Source organism: Psychrobacter sp. ENNN9_III (genome assembly GCF_001462175.1).
In the GTDB taxonomy this organism is placed as follows: Bacteria; Pseudomonadota; Gammaproteobacteria; order Pseudomonadales; family Moraxellaceae; genus Psychrobacter.
Map to the genome: position 1 here is coordinate 1 of NZ_LNUO01000183.1, position 18,324 is coordinate 18,324.

General features: G+C 44.5%; 15 protein-coding genes and 1 pseudogene. 13 read left to right on the forward strand and 3 right to left on the reverse strand.

Features of this window, described 5'->3' with window-relative positions:
• Nucleotides 1-10: 10 nt before the first annotated feature.
• Complete coding sequence (locus PENNN9_RS11160) at nt 11-1,636, reverse strand: mechanosensitive ion channel domain-containing protein (protein ID WP_058369749.1); 1,626 nt, start codon at nt 1,634-1,636, stop codon at nt 11-13.
• Nucleotides 1,637-1,716: 80 nt separating this feature from the next.
• Nucleotides 1,717-2,454, reverse strand: coding sequence for a 1-(5-phosphoribosyl)-5-[(5-phosphoribosylamino)methylideneamino]imidazole-4-carboxamide isomerase (gene hisA / locus PENNN9_RS11165; protein WP_058369750.1), 738 nt, complete (start codon nt 2,452-2,454; stop codon nt 1,717-1,719).
• Between the two features lie 926 nt (nt 2,455-3,380).
• On the opposite strand from hisA, the gene PENNN9_RS11170 reads away from it, so the two are divergent.
• The 7 genes from PENNN9_RS11170 (at nt 3,381) to PENNN9_RS11200 (ending at nt 10,463) form a co-directional block, all read left to right on the forward strand.
• Entirely contained in the window at nt 3,381-4,733 is a 1,353-nt protein-coding gene (locus PENNN9_RS11170; protein WP_058369751.1) for a Na(+)-translocating NADH-quinone reductase subunit A, read from the forward strand.
• Between the two features lie 5 nt (nt 4,734-4,738).
• Entirely contained in the window at nt 4,739-5,974 is a 1,236-nt protein-coding gene (locus PENNN9_RS11175) for an NADH:ubiquinone reductase (Na(+)-transporting) subunit B (RefSeq protein WP_058369752.1), read from the forward strand.
• Nucleotides 5,955-6,869: a Na(+)-translocating NADH-quinone reductase subunit C gene (locus PENNN9_RS11180; protein WP_058369753.1), complete on the forward strand. Its 915-nt coding sequence runs from the start codon at nt 5,955-5,957 to the stop codon at nt 6,867-6,869. The genes PENNN9_RS11175 and PENNN9_RS11180 overlap by 20 nt, the downstream gene beginning before the upstream one ends.
• Nucleotide 6,870: 1 nt before the next feature.
• On the forward strand, nt 6,871-7,542 hold the full coding sequence (locus PENNN9_RS11185; RefSeq protein ID WP_058369754.1) for an NADH:ubiquinone reductase (Na(+)-transporting) subunit D: 672 nt from the start codon (nt 6,871-6,873) through the stop codon (nt 7,540-7,542).
• Nucleotides 7,542-8,150, forward strand: a complete 609-nt coding sequence (gene nqrE / locus PENNN9_RS11190; RefSeq protein WP_058369755.1) for an NADH:ubiquinone reductase (Na(+)-transporting) subunit E — start codon at nt 7,542-7,544, stop codon at nt 8,148-8,150. The genes PENNN9_RS11185 and nqrE overlap by 1 nt, the downstream gene beginning before the upstream one ends.
• Nucleotides 8,151-8,274: 124 nt before the next feature.
• Nucleotides 8,275-9,510: an NADH:ubiquinone reductase (Na(+)-transporting) subunit F gene (nqrF, locus tag PENNN9_RS11195; protein WP_058369756.1), complete on the forward strand. Its 1,236-nt coding sequence runs from the start codon at nt 8,275-8,277 to the stop codon at nt 9,508-9,510.
• 311 nt (nt 9,511-9,821) lie between these two features.
• Nucleotides 9,822-10,463 carry an FAD:protein FMN transferase gene (locus PENNN9_RS11200; RefSeq protein WP_227511812.1) on the forward strand — a complete coding sequence of 214 codons (642 nt, stop codon included), beginning with the start codon at nt 9,822-9,824 and terminating at the stop codon, nt 10,461-10,463.
• On the opposite strand, the pseudogene PENNN9_RS12575 reads toward PENNN9_RS11200, so the two are convergent.
• Nucleotides 10,419-10,901: pseudogene (locus tag PENNN9_RS12575) on the reverse strand (cation transporter); the annotation flags it as partial. The gene PENNN9_RS11200 and the pseudogene PENNN9_RS12575 overlap by 45 nt on opposite strands.
• A 36-nt stretch (nt 10,902-10,937) precedes the next feature.
• Here PENNN9_RS12575 and PENNN9_RS12740 point away from each other — a divergent pair.
• From PENNN9_RS12740 to PENNN9_RS11225, 6 genes are all read left to right on the forward strand, one after another.
• Nucleotides 10,938-12,104, forward strand: coding sequence for a hypothetical protein (locus PENNN9_RS12740; RefSeq protein ID WP_156410098.1), 1,167 nt, complete (start codon nt 10,938-10,940; stop codon nt 12,102-12,104).
• 14 nt (nt 12,105-12,118) lie between these two features.
• Nucleotides 12,119-12,784: a CynX/NimT family MFS transporter gene (locus PENNN9_RS11205; RefSeq protein WP_227511809.1), complete on the forward strand. Its 666-nt coding sequence runs from the start codon at nt 12,119-12,121 to the stop codon at nt 12,782-12,784.
• Nucleotides 12,785-12,888: 104 nt separating this feature from the next.
• The gene (locus PENNN9_RS11210; protein ID WP_058369757.1) at nt 12,889-13,935 is read left to right on the forward strand and encodes an alpha/beta hydrolase; all 1,047 of its coding nucleotides are present in this window, start codon (nt 12,889-12,891) and stop codon (nt 13,933-13,935) included.
• Between the two features lie 137 nt (nt 13,936-14,072).
• The gene (locus PENNN9_RS11215; protein ID WP_058369758.1) at nt 14,073-14,888 is read left to right on the forward strand and encodes an arylesterase; all 816 of its coding nucleotides are present in this window, start codon (nt 14,073-14,075) and stop codon (nt 14,886-14,888) included.
• A 76-nt stretch (nt 14,889-14,964) separates the two neighbouring features.
• Nucleotides 14,965-15,708: an ABC transporter ATP-binding protein gene (locus PENNN9_RS11220; RefSeq protein WP_058369759.1), complete on the forward strand. Its 744-nt coding sequence runs from the start codon at nt 14,965-14,967 to the stop codon at nt 15,706-15,708.
• A complete protein-coding gene (locus tag PENNN9_RS11225; protein ID WP_227511810.1) occupies nt 15,686-18,295 on the forward strand; it encodes an ABC transporter permease in 2,610 nt (869 codons plus the stop codon). The genes PENNN9_RS11220 and PENNN9_RS11225 overlap by 23 nt, the downstream gene beginning before the upstream one ends.
• Nucleotides 18,296-18,324 lie beyond the last annotated feature (29 nt).

Here is an 18,324-nt window from a genome sequence, read left to right on the forward strand (position 1 = left end):
AAAAAAAAGCTTATTCTTGTGGGCTATTTTTATCTAATAAGTCAGTCTCGTCAGAATTCTCTGCAATCTCCTGTTCGACCTTTTCCATCAGCTTTTCATCAGGACGAGCATCAAATATATCCTCACTATTGTTTCCATTCAAAATTTGCTTTGCTCGCGCCTTCGCTTGCTGTTTATCCTTATCATCTGTGGTCTGCTCATTTTCTGCGACAGGGGGCATCGGTGTGACCGTCATCTCAGAACTGGTATTACCTGCACCTTCTTGCATATGCTCAAAAGCTGTTTCTAACTTATCGTTGAAGCGTAAGCGATAAATAGGCTCAGGCAAGCTAAAGCCTTGGTTTTCTAACGCATGTTTAGTTGCGCGAATGGCGATACTACGTGCTTTTGCAAAATCAGTCTCTGATTGATCTACCCATACTTGAAACTCAAGCACGATGTTGGAGTCGCCAACATGAGTAATGATAGCGACGGCCTTGGGTTTATCCAAAACAAAATCTAACGTACTTATTGCGTCTAAACCGACTTTGATCGCTGCTAACGGATCATCATTGGCATCAACACCCAATTCAAATGTAAAACGGCGCTCAGGATTTTTTGTGTAGTTTAAGATAATACCTTTAAAAACCTCAGCATTAGGAATACGTAATTGGTTGCCATCCAACGTCATCAGAATCGTCGCCCGTGAGGTCAAGCGTACCACAATGCCTTCATGCTCATTGATTTTTACCTGATCACGGGCACGAAATGGCTGACGAATACTAAGCATCAAAGAGGCAATATAGTTTTCAATAGAGTCTTTTACGGCAAAACCAACAGCAATACCAATCACCCCTGCACCGCCAAGCAATGTGCCTAAAATAGTTTCTGCACCTATTAAACTTAACGCTAAAATTAGACCAAAGATAATAAAGATTACTTTGATCGTTTGCGATAACAGCTCGGCTACAAAAGGATTGGGAGTCAAGCGTTGCCATATGCCTTGACGCTTGGACAACCAGCTACCAAACCAAGCTACCAAGCCAAACAAAACAATGCCGACTAACAATAGCGGCATGGCTTTGATTAGATTTGTACCTTGGGTTTTAAGTCCTTGATATACCGTTGAAACATTGTCTTGCACATCAAGCGTTCGATTGATGTTATCTTCAACCGTCACTACATCTGTTAAGCGATTGGTTAGATTAATCGCCTGTTGCGCTTTTTTCTCGTTCGGAGTCTCTCCGCTTAACGTAACGACACCTTGAGTAACCGTTACATTGACTGCCTGTAAGCCATCAATTTCGGAGAAAATACCGCTGATACGTTGACGGATATCATTGTCTTTTTGCAAAGTAGGCTTGGTTTCAATTTGAGCATTATTGGTACTTTCACCACTGATAACCGGAGGTGCTTCTATCGGTGTTGGCGCTGTCGGTAGCGTACCACTTTCCGCTTCTACCTCAGGCTCTATACCTGACTCTGCTTCTGAACTCGTCAAGGCGCCACTATCTATATCTGTTGCAGCTACAATACTTGTCAACTCTTCGCCAGCAGCATAAGTAGGCAAGCTATAAAAGATACTTATTGATAATAATAGCTGACCTAGAACTGGCAAATATCTGCGTAAAGGTAAATAGTCAAAAACAGCTATCATAAGTATCCTTGATTAAGGTAGTGAGCAACCATTGTCTTTATAAACAATCCAGACAACCCTATATACAGCTATACAATCGGTTAACTGTCTAGGTAACTTTGTGCTTCTCCAAGATCCAACGTGCCCTCGTAAATAGCACGTCCTGTAATGATACCTTCAATACAATCACCATAAGGCTTTAGGAGCTCGATATCTTGCATATCAGTTACCCCGCCTGACGCTATGACGGGCAAACCGCCTTCACGCGCAAGACTGACCGTTTGCTCGATGTTGACGCCTTGCATCATGCCATCACGGGCGATATCGGTATAAACGATGGACGACACTCCGACATCAGCGAAGCGCTTGGCAAGCTCAGTCGCTTTGGTGTCCGTGACATTCGCCCAGCCATGGGTGGCTACCATACCGTCTTTAGCATCAATACCAACGATGATGTGTCCAGCAAACTCACGGCAAGCCTCAGTGACAAAATTGGGATCTTCAACCGCTTTGGTGCCAATGATAATATAGGTAAGTCCTGCTGTAATATATTGCTCGATGGTGTTCATATTACGCACGCCACCGCCTAATTGGATAGGCAAGTTTGGATAGGCTTTGGCAATATCATTGACTACCGATCTATGGACTGGCACCCCGTCAAATGCGCCATTGAGATCAACCAAATGCAAACGCCTCGCGCCCTCTTTTACCCAGCGTCCTGCTACTGCGACAGGATCGTTAGAGAATACAGTATCATCCTCCATACGACCTTGTTTTAAGCGTACACATTTGCCATCTTTTAGATCGATAGCGGGAATAATCACAGGCGCAGCACACATATAGCACTCCTTATAAAACGTTTTATGGATAGCGAAAGTACAACAGAATCATCAATAATTGAAAAATGGAAAGAAAATACTATAAAGTATGCACTTCACTAAATATTAGTATTTAAAAACAACTTAAGTTTATATTTTGGATTAGAGCCATTATAACCATCTGAGCTGTTCTGATGATTGATAACTATAAGTTTCAGCCTCTAAGTTAGGTACTACAATTAGATAAATTCAATTACTAACTGGCAATTTTAGGTTAATTTAGCGTATAATCCTAGGTAAATTTGTATTTGTTTCTATATCTTAGCGATGCACATTAAGCTTTTACATTGATTGATCATGTTTGGCTATAATACTGCTCAGTTATAAAGATATGGCAAAAAACAGACAACAGGACGGTAGAGTATGCACCGTAACCCTTGTCTATCATTTTGACAGATTGATCACGAGTAGATTGGTACGATTTAGAATTGTACCTTATTTAATTAATTGGTTTGTCTTTAATCAAATTATCATATATTGCGTCTGACAGTCTTTTGATTGTCGCAGAACCCATTTACATGATACTAGTATGACAATGTTATAAATTTCAATAAAACGTATTGTAGGCCCATCTATGACTTAAAGTGTTTACTCTAAGCGGTTGGTTTTAGAGATTCACTCTGGTTTGGTAGGCTTATTATGCATCTTGGTAGCCGGTCGCCACTTTGGTAATTCGAATAAGACGTTAACGTGTTGTTAAGGAGTCTAAGGTCAGCGTTAATACTCTTACTTGCAGTAATACTTAAGCGTTATGTTTAAGGCACTCAATCACAGCTCCGCCCTAGGCTGCTGCTGCTTGATGGTCTGTCATAATGCTTTTGGAATACTGCTGTCGTACCAAACAGGACGTCTGGTATCGTTTTAGACTATGGACTAAGTTTTCGCTTATGATTACCATCAAGAAAGGTTTGGATTTGCCCATCACAGGTGAGCCCTCCCGCGAGATATCAGAGCACAGACCAGCACATGTGGCACTTATTGGTTACGATTATGTAGGCATGAAACCTACGATGAACGTCACAGAAGGTGACGTTGTAGCTAAAGGTCAACCTGTTTTTGAAGACAAAAAACGAGTTGGTGTTATATACACGGCCCCTGCAGCTGGTAAAGTTATTGCCATTAAACGTGGCGAGCGTCGTGTCTTTGAAAGTCTTGTCATTGAGGTTGACCCAAACGGTGAAGAAGTAGAGTTTCAGCGCTATGACTCCCAGCAACTTGCTGACTTAGACTCTGAAGCTGTTGAAACCCAATTGCTTGCTTCTGGTGAATGGACTGCATTTCGCACACGTCCCTATAGCCGTGCTCCTGAAATCGGTGCACGTCCGCACGCTATCTTTGTTACCGCGATGGATACCAATCCATTAGCGTTCGACCCAATGCTACTGATTAATGAAGAGCTGCAAGCGTTCAATGACGGACTGGCTGTATTGTCTACACTCAGCCCAAAAACCTTTGTCTGTCATCATGGTGACGCTAAGCTGCCACCAGTTGCAAAGACTGCGGCTAATAATGTCACTGAATATCATAGCTTTGCAGGCAAGCATCCAGCTGGTCTTGCTGGTACGCATATTCACTTTTTGCACCCAATCAGTCGCGGCGTGACTGTGTGGACGATTGGTTATCAAGATGTGATTGCGATTGGTAAGCTCTTTACGACTGGTCGCTTATATACGCGTCGTCTGTTAAGCCTTGCAGGCCCTGCAGTTAAAGACCCACATTTGGTAGCGACTGAGCGCGGTGCCGATATGACGGCATTGACGAAAGGTAAATTGATCGCAGGTGAGAATCGTATCATTTCAGGATCGGTACTTTCTGGACGTAAATTGTTCGATAATGTGGCTTATCTTGGTCGCTTTCACAATCAAGTCAGTGTGTTACCTGAAGGCCGTGAGCGTCCAGCGTTCCACTTCTTTACACCAGGTAAAAACCGCTTTTCTAAACTGCCTATCTACATCTCGCAGTTTTTTGGTGGTAAAAAATATAACTTCACCACTACCAGTAATGGTTCACCGAGGGCTATGGTACCTATCGGGGTGTATGAAGAGGTCATGCCACAAGACTACTTGCCAACCCAGTTGTTACGCGCTTTGATCGTTGAAGACATTGTCTCTGCGGTAGATTTGGGCGTGCTTGAACTGGATGAAGAAGATGTCGCATTATGCACCTTCGTATCTCCTGGCAAATATGAATTTGGTGATATCTTGCGTGACAACTTAACGCGCATTGAGCTGGAGGGCTAACCACGATGAAATTTTTACACAATATGTTCGATCGTATGGAGCCGTCTTTTACCAAAGGTGGCAAACACGAAAAGTATTACGCCATTTTTGAGATGTTTGATACGTTTTTACGTCAACCAGGTACGACGACTTATGCGTCATCGCATGTACGTGACGGTATTGACCTCAAACGCATCATGATCACAGTCTGGATGTGTACGTTCCCAGCGATGTTTTGGGGTATGTACAACATTGGCCATCAGGCATTAACTGCTATTGCTCAACTTGGCCTACAACCAGAAGGCTGGCGTACGGTTATCACTAGTATGGCAGGCTATAATCCAGATAGTATCTGGGCAAGCTTTGTCTATGGAGCGATGCAGTTTTTACCGATTTATATAGTCACTTTCGCGGTCGGTATTCTCTGTGAGATTATCTTTGCAGTCGTTCGTGGCCACGAAGTCAACGAAGGTTTCTTTGTGACCTCGGTCCTTTATGCACTATGTCTACCGCCTGATATTCCTTTATGGCAGGTTGCTTTAGGTATTATCTTTGGGGTGGTCGTTGCAAAAGAAGTCTTTGGCGGTACTGGGAAAAACTTCCTTAACCCTGCCCTATCTGGCCGTGCGTTTTTATACTTTGCTTATCCAGCGTATATGTCTGGTGACTCAGTATGGACGGCAGTTGATGGTTTTTCAGGTGCAACACCACTTGGCCTTGCAGCACTTGGCGTGGTTCCACAGGATTTCGTCGATGTCTACGGCAATGCCATTACGTGGAGTGATGCATTCTTAGGTAACATGCAAGGCAGTATCGGTGAAGTCTCTACGCTTGCCATTTTAATGGGTGCAGCAGTTCTACTATGGACGCGCATTGCATCTTGGCGCATCATGGCAGGTTGTGTGGTTGGTCTGATTGCAACGTCTCTTATCTTTAATATGATTGGCTCTGATGATAACCTCATGATGAACTTGCCGTTTTATTGGCATTTAGTGATTGGTGGTTTTGCTTTTGGTGCTGTCTTTATGGCAACCGATCCAGTCTCAGCTGCGCATACTAATAAAGGCCGCTGGGCTTATGGTATTTTGATTGGCTTTATGACAGTACTGATTCGAGTAGTCAACCCAGCTTTCCCAGAAGGCATCATGCTCGCTATTTTATTTGCCAACTTATTCGCTCCATTGTTTGATTATTTTGTAACTCAAGCAAATATCAAACGCCAAACAGCTCGGAGGGTTCGTTATGTCCAAGCCCAAAAGTAATAATACAAAAACCATCAGTGTGGCATTAACGCTATGCTTGGTGTGTTCCGTATTGGTGTCAGCAGTTGCGGTCGGTCTTAAACCATCACAAATTGAAAATGCACGCTTAGATCGTAATAAAAACATCCTAGTAGCAGCTGACATGTATGACGCTGAGTCTGATACTGCTAAAGATGTTGCCGAACGTTTTAAAGATTTTGAAGTAAAAATTGTTGACTTAAGCAAAGGTAACTATCTTGATGATGATGCTTTAAACGAAGCTGGTATTCCTGATCGCAATGCTTATGACGCCAGTCAAGCAACTAAGAATCAAGCATTAAGTGAAGATTTAGGTGATAACGATCCTGCTGGTATTGGTCGTGTGCCTAAGTACGCAAAGGTCTATGTTAAAAGTGATGACGCCGGACAGCCTGAGATGGTGGTCTTACCGATTCAGGGTTACGGCCTATGGGGTACTATCTACGGTTTCTTGACGCTTGAAAGTGATATGAATACCATTAAAGGTATCAGTTTTTATGAGCACAAAGAGACCCCAGGTCTTGGCGCTCGTATCGAAGAGCCAGAGTGGCGCGCAAAGTGGAGCGGTATCCATTCTTATGATGAAAATGGTGATGTTGCTACTGGTGTGACCAAAGCTGGTAACCCAAAAGAAAACTGGGTCGATGGTATCAGTGGTGCGACGCTTACTGGTCGCGGTGTAAGCAATATGATTCAGTTTTGGTTGGGTGAGCAAGGCTATAAACCTTACTTAGACGCGCTACGTGAAGAGAGCGGTAAAACGATTGATAATGCTGATACACAGGCTAGTCAATCCAAACAATCAGACAATCAGACAGCTCAACCTACAACCGAACTGGCAGCCGCGCTACCAGTAGCAAACGGCAAGGAGGCATAACATGGCTGACACAAAAAGTATTTTAACCTCGCCTATTTTTGATAATAACCCTATCGCTCTACAGATATTAGGTATCTGCTCGGCGCTGGCGGTAACGACGAGTATGTCAAATGCCTTGGTAATGTGTGTGGCATTGACATTGGTAACGGCTTTTTCTAGTTTCTTTATTTCAATTATTCGTAAGCAAATTCCATCAAGTATTCGTATTATTGTACAGATGACAATTATTGCTTCATTAGTTATTTTGGTCGATCAGGTACTAAAAGCCGTCGCTTATGATGTGAGTAAAGGCTTATCAGTATTCGTTGGTTTGATTATTACCAACTGTATCGTTATGGGCCGTGCTGAGGCCTTTGCTATGAGCAACCCACCAATCCCAAGCTTTTTAGATGGTATTGGTAATGGTCTTGGTTACTCTGCAGTATTACTGTTCGTTGCGACTATTCGTGAATTACTGGGTTCAGGTACGTGGTTTGGTATCACTGTCTTACAACCAGTCACTGATGGCGGTTGGTATCTACCAAATGGTCTATTGCTGTTGCCACCATCAGCGTTCTTCATCATTGGTTTATTTATCGCCATCGTTCGTCTTTGGAAGCCAGAGCAGATTGAGGAAGCCGAATTTGTAATGAAGCCACAGTCTAAAGGCATGGCACATGGAGGCGGTCACTAATGGGACATTATATTAGTTTATTTATAACCTCAGTCTTTATTGAGAATATGGCGCTTGCCTATTTCTTAGGTATGTGTACCTTTTTGGCCGTGTCCAAAAAAGTCTCAACCGCAATAGGTCTTGGGGTTGCTGTCATTGTTGTGATGGCGATTACTGTGCCACTCAATAACCTTCTGTTCCAGTTCATTCTAAAAAATGGTGCGCTGGCATGGGCAGGCTTTCCTAATATCGACCTTAGTTTCCTAGGTCTATTAAGCTATATCGGTCTTATTGCTGCGACTGTACAGATTCTAGAGATGTTTTTGGACAAGTTTGTCCCAGCTCTATATAACGCGCTTGGCGTATTCTTACCGCTAATTACGGTAAACTGCGCAATCTTAGGTGGCGTCTTGTTCATGGTTGAGCGTGACTATAACTTTAGCGAGTCCGTAGTATATGGCGTTGGTGCAGGTTTTGGTTGGGCAGTTGCGATCACTGCGTTAGCAGGTATTCGCGAAAAGCTTAAGTATTCAGATATTCCAGGGCCGCTACGTGGTCTTGGTATTACCTTTATTACGGTTGGCCTTATGTCTCTCGGCTTTATGTCGTTCGGTGGGATGTCCATTTAAACCGCTAAGCTTAGACACTTATTTAGCGATTTGACATATTTAATTCATTTATTCGGTAGGCGTTCGGGTACAGAAATAAATTCATGCATCCGCACCCCTACCCCATAGATTAAGGATACATATCATGGATTATGCTACGGCGATTGGTGGCGTTGCTATGTTTACCTTGATCATCATGGGTCTTGTTGCCATTATTTTGGCAGCACGCTCAAGACTGGTCAGTTCAGGCGATGTTACTATTCATATCAATGATAATCCCGATAATGATGTGGTGACTCCAGCAGGCGGAAAACTACTGCAAACCCTTGCTAGTGAAGGTATATTTTTATCTTCTGCGTGTGGTGGTGGTGGTACGTGTGCTCAATGTCGCTGCCGTGTTATTGAAGGTGGCGGTTCTATCCTGCCCACCGAAGAAGGCTATTTTACTCAAGGTGAAATCCGTAATCACATGCGCTTGGCTTGTCAGGTATCTGTTAAGCAAGACATGCAAATCGAGATTGATCCTGAGTTTTTTGATGTACAAAAATGGGAATGTGAAGTTGTCTCTAATGAGAACGTCGCAACCTTTATTAAAGAGCTGGTACTTAAGATTCCAGAAGGCGAAGAAGTTAACTTCCGTGCTGGTGGTTATGTGCAGTTAGAAGCGCCACCGCATGAAGTACATTATAAAGACTTCGATATTGCTGAAGAGTATAGAGAAGACTGGGAAAAGTTTGGCATTTTCAAATATGTATCAAAGGTTGACGAGCCTGTCATCCGTGCTTATTCAATGGCCAACTACCCTGACGAAAAAGGTATCATTAAGTTCAACATTCGTATCGCAAGTCCACCACCACGTGGTCCAGATGGTATACCACCAGGTAAAATGTCTTCTTGGACGTTTAGCCTAAAGCCTGGCGATAAAGTGACAGTATCAGGTCCTTATGGTGAGTTCTTTGCCAAAGATACTGAAGCTGAGATGATCTTTGTTGGGGGCGGTGCTGGTATGGCACCAATGCGCTCGCATATCTTCGATCAGCTCAAACGTTTGAACTCTGACCGTAAGATTAGTTTTTGGTATGGTGCACGTTCTATTCGTGAGATGTTCTACGTTGAAGACTATGATCAGCTAGAAGAAGAGTTCGACAACTTTGAGTGGCATGTTGCCTTGTCGGATCCTCTTCCTGAAGACAACTGGGACGGCTATACAGGCTTTATCCATAATGTCTTACTAGAAGAGTATCTAAAAGATCATCCTAACCCAGAAGACTGTGAGTATTATATGTGTGGGCCACCAATGATGAACGCGGCGGTTATCGATATGCTACATAGCCTTGGCGTTGAAGATGAAAACATCATGCTTGATGATTTCGGTGGTTAAATTGGTTAACAACCATAGTTAGTTGAACAAATAGTTTTTTTATTTTGACTAACGGTTATTTTGACGGTCAACATGAAAACATAAAAAAGAGCGTCAACAGTGGCGCTCTTTTTTTTAATCCATTTTTGCTATTGGATAAATCCACAATGTTTAATAGAAATAAACCTCAAACACGTTTTTTCGCTATTAAGTCTCAAGATAGACAAAAGACGGCAGGTAACACTATATTATTTACGGTATCAGCATTTGGTTTAGCTGGTTTAACCGCCTGTCAACAGCTGCCTGATTATAATTATTTGATCGGTGAGACGATGGGTACCAGCTATCATATTAGTTATCAATTACCAGACAAGGTAACTGAGGCAGATGTCCAAGCTGCCATTGATGAGCGTTTACAGCAAATCAATGACAGTATGTCGACGTATCAAAGTGATTCTACTATTTCCAAGTTTAATCAGTTAGGCAAAGACACACCTATTACGATCGATGCTGACTTTAGTCACGTACTCGATATCTCAAGACAAGTCTATGCACAGTCTGGCGGAGCCTTTGATCCAACTGTTATACCGCTTATCAATACTTGGGGGTTTGGTAGCACCATGACTGTCGAACGCTTACAAAGCCCACCAAGTGCAACTGAAATCGCCACCGCCCAAGCATTGGTAGATTTTGATAGCGTCGTCAAGCAAGACCAAACTCTCTATAAGACCAAAGATGGCATTGGTCTGGATTTTTCGGCAGTAGCAAAAGGTTACGGTGTCGACGTCATTGCTGATGTTCTCAAAGATCGTTACAACATTCGTAACTATATGGTTGAGATTGGTGGAGAAATAGCGACTTCTGGCGTTAACAATAAGCAGCAGCCGTGGCAGATTGCCATTGATGCACCTATTGAGGGCAGCACTGTTAGCGAACGGCAAACAATTACGGCTAAAGGCGCCCTGAATAACTAAAGCAAATACGATGCTACCAATAATCAAATCAGGCGTACTAGAGTGTAACCAATTAACCAAAATCCCTGCAACAATTACCCCTAAATTGATAATCACATCGTTTGAAGTGAAAATCATACTGGCTTGCATATGGGCTTCTTCTTTTTTGCTTTTCGATTTTTGTAGTAAATAGAGGCAAATCGAGTTTGCAATTAGCGCAAGAATCGATATGACTATCATGGTAGAAAAGTCAGGTAACTGCTCATTGCCAAAGAAACGTCTTAGTACTTCTAAAAAACCAAGAATCGCTAGCGTAATTTGAAAATATCCGGCAATTCTAGCAATCCGTTTTTTCTTAATGACCGTTCCACCGACCGCAAATAAGCTAATTCCGTACACGAAGCTATCTGCTAACATATCTAAGCTGTCGGCGACCAACCCCATCGAACGAGAAATCAGTTACCGTACATACCGCCTTGGCCGGTACAGCTCGCTATGCGTATCCAGTCTGATGTCAGCGATTATGACTTTATTACCAGCTTGCTTGCTGATATTGGGGTCACCACCTATTGGGTATCAGGTGACTCAATAGATGAGCTGGGCTATTGGTCTTTAGTCAGTGCGCTAGACGAGAATGAATTATCACCACTTGACTATCGCTACGAGAAGTCTTCAGTACAGTCTGGTACAGACTCTGTTGACGAGCTACAGATGATCGCCAAGCAGTTAGGCACTCGCACCGTGGTGGTACGAGCGGATGGACTCGCTACTGATACTATCTATGAAGGCGTGGCAGATGACGACTCTCAGCTGGCACTAGATGATACTGCTGTCTTATTAGGGGCACCATCTCGAGTATATAGCGATGAATCTGCTACCCGCTTAGCTGAGCAATGGGTACGCGCCAATGGCTGCAATAGAGAATACTATAGTGCTACAGGTGCCATGCGTGGCATAAGTATCGGTAGCAGGGTTAGCATCAACAACTTACCTTCTATTGGCTATTTATCTACGTACTGTACCAGCATGACGATCGTCGGTATCGAACCTAACAGTGATAGCGTCTCCTACCACAACCAAGTGCTGATAAAAGACTGGCTTACGCGTACCACTAAGCAAACAACGCAAACAGCGCAAACAACACTTAGCGCCATACCTGAGCATGGCTACGATATCGCACAAGACACCGGCATCTGGGTATCCGCCACACTATTAGACTCTGCTATTCCATACTGTCCTTATCCAAGCTTGCAGTCCTTTGTCAGCAGCACCTATACTGGTGTCACCCAAGCCCGTACCGGTGATCAGTCTGCCTCAAGGGCGCCAAGCTACGCTTCACAAGTGACCGATGACGGTCTGCAGCGCACCATCTCTACCCCCGTGTCCGCAGGTATCAGCCCACATGATGATGAGGTAACCCCGCCACTAAGAGCACTACAACTGTCCTCAGGTGCCACTCACGGTTGGCAGTTTGCCCCAAGACTCGGACAATCCGTCCTTTTAAACTACTGGTATGGCGATATCGACAGCCCCGTGATCAGCCGCGCCCTCTATGACGGGATCGGCATGGGCGATAGTGACGACAATGACATCACTACCCGTGATGCCGGACTATCCAACAGACATAACCTACAAGGGCGCTTGGTGGTTGGTCGCTTTTAGGCATATTTGCCATTGTGCTTTGGGTGTTTTTACGTCTGCGTCTCGGCTCGTCTAGTCATCAAGTGGTTGACCTGCCTACGCCAGGATCTTCAGAGATCTCCATGTGGCGGACGCCTTTTGCTTGGCAAATTGCAGTATTTATGGGCTTGCAGTCGTTGCTGTTTTATACTGTTGCTAGTTTTTTACCCTCTATTTGGGTCAGTCAGGGATTATCAGCCATTAAAGCCGGACAAATGGGGTCGGTGTTTCAGTTTATGGCACCGTTTTCTATCTTGATTATCACTTGGCTTATCAATCGTGGTCGCCCTATTCAAGCGCTGACTGTGGTTGCTGCCTCTTTAAATGTGATTGGTATTTTAGGGGTCAGTTATTTTTCTACTGATCTTGCTTGGTTATGGTCAGGACTGATGGGTATCGGCTGCTCTGCGATTTTTACTTTGTGCATGATGTTGTTCTCGCTACGAACTTATACGACCAATCAATCTAGCGAGCTGTCTGGCATGGCTCAATTCGTTGGTTATTTGATAGCGTTTTTTGGTCCATTAGGGACCGGCTGGCTACACGAAGCGACTGGTAATTGGGATTTGCCGCTTTTTATTATGTTAATCTTGATGATTATCAACGTCGTGATTGCTTGGATGGTCAGTCGTCCGGTGATGGTCGATGGTCGCCCTGCTTAGCTTAAAGCCTGTTTGATGTGTTTTTAGCTATCAGCAGCCACTAGCAATACCGACTTGTCATTTATTAAACGCGTTTTAATACTGATAAATACAGAGGAATGAAGATGAACGACTCTATCAAATCCAACAAAGCTGATGCTGAAAACAAAGTCGATTTATTACCTGCTGTTGCTAATTATCTAAAGGTATTAAATGAACAACTGCTTCCTGCCTTCGTGCAAACAGGTAGTATCCTTAATGCTATCAATGCTAGAGATGGCCTAGCAAATTTAACCCATACCTTTGTCACCGAGACCGTGAATGTGGCGCTAATAGTCGATGATATCATTGAAGGTGATGCGTCAACTAAAGATGCTTATCATGTGCCGGTGCGCCTTTTTTATCCGAGCTTGCCGGATGCTTCAATAGAGCAGACTGAGCAGACACCACTACCCGTGATGCTGTACTTTCATGGTGGCGGTGGTACAGCGGGTAGTGTCTCTGTTTATCATCAAATTTTATGCCGTTTAGCGAAGCTTACAGGGCACATTGTGGTTGCCCCAGAATACCGTCTTGCACCAGAAAACCCTTATCCTTGTGCTCAAAACGATGCTTGCACTGCTTTGCTTGGCTTAAATAAACTACTCGCCCGCCGTCACATCAGCACGAATAAGCTCGTAGTAGCAGGAGACAGTCATGGTGGGGCATTAGTTACCAATCTACTGCGTGACCCTAGGATAAAACAATCTGAGGTGAGCTGTGACATCAGCGCGCAAGTACTGATATATCCAAGCGTCGACTTTACCATGAGCTGCCCTTCTATTAATAAATACGCCAATGGGTATCTACTCAGCCAAGCGCGCATTAACTGGTATTTTGACCAGTACTTTCAGCACGGTGAAGACAGAAAGTCAAAATCTGCTCTGTTCGCTAGTTTAGACGAGCTGGCGCATCAGCCACCTGTTCTTATTATCAATGCAGCGGTTGATCCTTTATATGATGAAGGTGTCGCTTATGCTGCCAAACTTAGCGAAGCTGGTGTCAATACGCAGCACTTGACTTTTGATAAGGTCATTCATGCTTACCTTAATATGGAAAATCTCAATCCTGACATCTGCAAGCAAACCTATCAGGCGATAAATGCATTTTTAGCTAGCAAAAGTTCTGAATAATGCTAACCAATCTCAGGCAAGCCAGCAGCTCTCAAAGTTGTTAAGGTATTTTTTGATCATAGTATCAGCTACTTGTGAATATTAAGCCTGCCCTAATATAAAGCAAATAATGCCAATAAATATGTAACGGAACCACTATGCCATTGCCTTTAATAAAGCCTTATTTATCTAAATTTTTATCAAAGAAACTTAGCTTGGCGCTACTGACCAGCTTAGCACTGGTAGCTTGTAGTCCAGCCGATGATGCTGATACTACTAGTGCTAACGCGAACGAGCCTATAACAGATGCGCCTCAAACAGAAGCCATTAACAATACTACTAACGAGGTTTCACGTGAAACAGTGAATGAACAAGATAATGTCGTGGCGATTGAGCAACCTATTACTATTTTAGCACTTGGCGACTCTCTGACCGAAGGCTTGGGCGTAAACCCTGATGACAATTACCCTGCCCAATTGGAAGTAACGCTCAAAGAGATGGGTTATAGCAATGTCAAAGTCGTTAATTCAGGTCTTAGCGGTGAGACCAGTACAGGCCTCGTCAATCGTTTGGACTGGGTGGCACAAACCAAGCCTGATATTACCATACTGACTATTGGCGCTAATGACGCTATCCGTGGTATTGACGTCGCAACCGTTGAAGATAACATCCGTACCGCGGTTAAACACTTGCAAGACAACGGCAGTGAAGTCATCTTGGGCGGCATGCAGATTTATGACAATCTTGGCTCTGACTATGTAGAGTCGTTTGCCGCGATTTATCCTCGCGTCGCTAAAGATATGAACGTCACGCTGATTCCGTTCTTTTTAAATGGTGTGGGCGGAGACCCTGAGCTCAACCAAGCCGATGCCATTCATCCAACCAAAGATGGCTACACAATTATCGTTAATGATAATATTTTGCCCATCTTAGCGCCCAAGCTTGAAGCAATGGTAGAGACTGAAAATAACTGATTCGACTGATTCGACTGATTAAAATACCTAACGAGCCAGCGCAAGTAACAGACACTACGTCAACTGAGACCCTGTAATGACATCAAATCCGACTGTACTATCATCGACACCAGCATCAGAATCAACATCGAATTCTACACAGCAAGCCCTACTTACCGCCTCACATCTCAATAAAACCGTGCAAGTCGGTGAGCAATCACTGTCTATTATCAAGAACGTCAGTATTCATGTCGATGCTGGCGAATTCGTGGTCATTATGGGTAAGTCTGGCTCGGGTAAATCAACTTTGCTTGGTTTACTGGCAGCGCTAGATTATCCCGATAGCGGCTCGGTTGAGCTGGCTGGACAGACATTAAGCAGTCTTGATGAAGATGCTCTCGCTGTGATTCGTCAACGTGATATGGGCTTTGTCTTTCAATCGTTTCACCTACTGCCAACTTTGACAGTGGCGGAAAATATTGCGTTCCCGCTTGATATCGCTCGACGTCCGAATAAAACACGCGTCAACGAATTGATTGAAGCCGTTGATTTGGGTCATAGACGTCATAGTTTGCCCAATCAACTATCAGGCGGTGAGCAACAACGCACGGCGGTGGCGCGGGCACTGGTATCGCAGCCAAAGATTGTATTCGCTGATGAGCCAACGGGCAACCTTGATGAGCAAAATGCCGATCAAGTCATGAACCTGCTATTAGATTTACGCCAGCAGACGGGGTCAGCACTCGTGGTTGTGACTCATGATCCTGCGCTTGCCGAAATGGCAGATCGCGTTATTACCATGCATGACGGTATGATAGATGGGTCGAAAGTTAATGGATAACATGGATAAAGAGTCAAATTATTCTGGTGGCATGATACGCCAACTTTTCACTCGCGATCTAGGCTCGCAAGCGTTAAGTCGCAGCTGGTGGCGGCGCTGGGTATATCCGGTGCTGTATTTATTGACGCTCACGCTATCGCTTGCCACCTACCTCACTCTTGATTCTATCCAGCAGTCCGTTGATAGCTATATCACTGACAATCAGCGCGCGCTAATCGGTGGTGATCTGATACTTGAAAGTAATCAAGAATGGCCAGCAGACATTTTAAAGCAAGTCCAAACCCTGCCTGACGACCAAATCGTCTACGATCATCAGTTCAGCTCTATGGTCGTCACTGACGAGCAAACCTTGCTGGTGCGCGTTAAAGGCATTACGCCGGCTTATCCGCTATACGGAACAGCAGAAACGGCATCAAACAAACCGTTATGGGAACAGCTCAAGCCTGACACCGTGGTCGTCGCGCCAGAAGTCCTGCAAGGCATCAATGCGAGTATTGGCGATAGCATTACCATTGGCGAAGGGCAATTTACGATCAGCGATGTGCTGACCAAAGAGCCGGATCGTCCACTCAGTGCCTTTGACTTTGGCGGGCATGTACTCATGCAAGCAGACGCACTGGAGGCAACCAACTTACTCGGTCAACGTAGCCGCGTGCGTTATCGCATTGAGATGGCAGGAGACGCTGAAACCATAGAACCACTACGTGAGCAGTTAGAGCAGACCTTGACCAGCTACCCTGATATTAGACTGTCTGATATCGATTCAGAGGACACGCAGATATCGCGCATCTCTGACAATGTGTTGATGTTTTTAAAACTACTGGTCATTGCGGTATTGCTACTCTCTGCGGTGGCGATGTATGGGGTCATCACGGCTTTTGTGACCAAGCAGCAGTCTAATAATGCGATTCGCTTGGCCTTAGGTGAGCCTCTTAAATCTCTCAAACGTAGCTATTATCAACTATTGATAGCGACCACAGTTATCGCTTGTATCGCAGCGAGTATACTGAGTTTCGGCTTACTACAAATTGGTCAGCCGTATCTTATTGCCATCCTGCCAGCAGACGTGGGCCTTGCCATCAACCCTATCAGTATAATTAAAACCATCATCATTGCTCTAGTGCTGACCTTACTGATTGCCCAGCGTGGCTTAAGCACCCTTAGCACTACTAAGCCTGCAACATTACTCAATCAAGGTGCTAGTCAGCAATCACAAAACCTGCCTTGGTATCGACGCTTACCCCTATTATGGTACGGGCTGATGCTGGTAGGACTGTATGCGTTTTTTGCTTATGAAGTTGGCTCATTAACATTCGGCGCTCAGCTACTTGCTGGCTTAATTGGTTTCGTAGCGATATTTTGGCTATTGGCACGCGCTTGGCTATGGCTGCTGACCAAATTGGCAATGAATACTGATATCAGTTGGATGAAGCGCATTGCTATTCATAACCTTGCGCGTAAAGGTAACCAGTCTGCGCTGTTCTTTGTCACCTTATCGCTGTCAGTGGCTGTCCTCACGCTCATCACCACACTCAATCATAGTATCAATGCCCAGTTTATTAATGCGTATCCTGAAGATGCGCCCAATTTATTTTTATTAGATGTACAAAGCGATCAACATGAGGATATTGATGCCTTAATTGGCGCGCCAGTGAGCTATTATCCGGTCATTCGCGCCCGTGTGGTCACCGCAAATGATGTACCCGCGCAAGATATCGAACCTGCGGATGGCTTTGATGAGCCTACTCGTGTCTTTAACTTAAGCTACGCAGATACGGTGATGGACACTGAGTTTATTACTGATGCAGTAGAAGATAACGAGCTGTACTCGCCTATCGAAGCTGATGGTCAACAAGGCCAAACGCCACAGATTGCACCTCTGTCTATTTTAGATACCGCGGCAGGTATGCTCAATGTCGGCATGGGCGATCAGGTTCGTTTTAATATCCAAGGTATCGAAATCGTCGGTCAAATTACCAGTATTCGCTCACGTTACGAGCGTGGCCCAAGCCCTTATTTTTATTTCTTGTTTGAGCCATCGGTGCTATCTGCTGCTCCGCAAATCCAATTTGCCACCGCTCATGTGGCAGAAGATGCTATCCCAGAGCTGCAAGGCAAACTGGTACGCGAATTCCCTGCCGTCACTACCATCGACGGTACGGCAATCGCTGAGCAAGTCCAAGAGCTGGTGGTACAAATGAGCCGCTTGGTCTATGTCTTTACGCTACTGGCATTGCTGACGGGTGTCATGGTGTTGATTAGCTCGCTCCTCTCTACCTCGCAAGATCGCATGCAAGAAAGCGCTTCGTTTAGGCTATTAGGTATGCAAAAGCGTGACTTGTATATGCTCAATATCTTAGAGCTTGGAGTGCTTGGTATTAGTGCGGCGACATTTGCGGTGGTTATCGCCAGCGTTGGCGCATGGGCGGCTATCACGCAATGGTTTAATCTACAGTTTAGTGTGCCGTGGACGAGCTTGGCTATTGGTGGTGCGGCATTAGTTGTATTGCTGTTTGCTATTGCTATTATTTATGTGAGATTGGTGATTGGACGCGGGATTATGGCGAGAGTTCGGGCGATGATTTAGAGGTTATTGAATATATTTTTTATTAGGAG

Excerpts from the sequence above, each read along its gene's own strand:
- PENNN9_RS11160 (WP_058369749.1), bottom strand. The coding sequence starts at position 1,636 with ATGATAGCTGTTTTTGACTATTTACCTTTACGCAGATATTTGCCAGTT.
- hisA (WP_058369750.1), bottom strand. The coding sequence starts at position 2,454 with ATGTGTGCTGCGCCTGTGATTATTCCCGCTATCGATCTAAAAGATGGC.
- PENNN9_RS11170 (WP_058369751.1), top strand. The coding sequence starts at position 3,381 with ATGATTACCATCAAGAAAGGTTTGGATTTGCCCATCACAGGTGAGCCC.
- PENNN9_RS11175 (WP_058369752.1), top strand. The coding sequence starts at position 4,739 with ATGAAATTTTTACACAATATGTTCGATCGTATGGAGCCGTCTTTTACC.
- PENNN9_RS11180 (WP_058369753.1), top strand. The coding sequence starts at position 5,955 with ATGTCCAAGCCCAAAAGTAATAATACAAAAACCATCAGTGTGGCATTA.
- PENNN9_RS11185 (WP_058369754.1), top strand. The coding sequence starts at position 6,871 with ATGGCTGACACAAAAAGTATTTTAACCTCGCCTATTTTTGATAATAAC.
- nqrE (WP_058369755.1), top strand. The coding sequence starts at position 7,542 with ATGGGACATTATATTAGTTTATTTATAACCTCAGTCTTTATTGAGAAT.
- nqrF (WP_058369756.1), top strand. The coding sequence starts at position 8,275 with ATGGATTATGCTACGGCGATTGGTGGCGTTGCTATGTTTACCTTGATC.
- PENNN9_RS11200 (WP_227511812.1), top strand. The coding sequence starts at position 9,822 with ATGGGTACCAGCTATCATATTAGTTATCAATTACCAGACAAGGTAACT.
- PENNN9_RS12740 (WP_156410098.1), top strand. The coding sequence starts at position 10,938 with ATGCGTATCCAGTCTGATGTCAGCGATTATGACTTTATTACCAGCTTG.
- PENNN9_RS11210 (WP_058369757.1), top strand. The coding sequence starts at position 12,889 with ATGAACGACTCTATCAAATCCAACAAAGCTGATGCTGAAAACAAAGTC.
- PENNN9_RS11215 (WP_058369758.1), top strand. The coding sequence starts at position 14,073 with ATGCCATTGCCTTTAATAAAGCCTTATTTATCTAAATTTTTATCAAAG.
- PENNN9_RS11220 (WP_058369759.1), top strand. The coding sequence starts at position 14,965 with ATGACATCAAATCCGACTGTACTATCATCGACACCAGCATCAGAATCA.
- PENNN9_RS11225 (WP_227511810.1), top strand. The coding sequence starts at position 15,686 with ATGGGTCGAAAGTTAATGGATAACATGGATAAAGAGTCAAATTATTCT.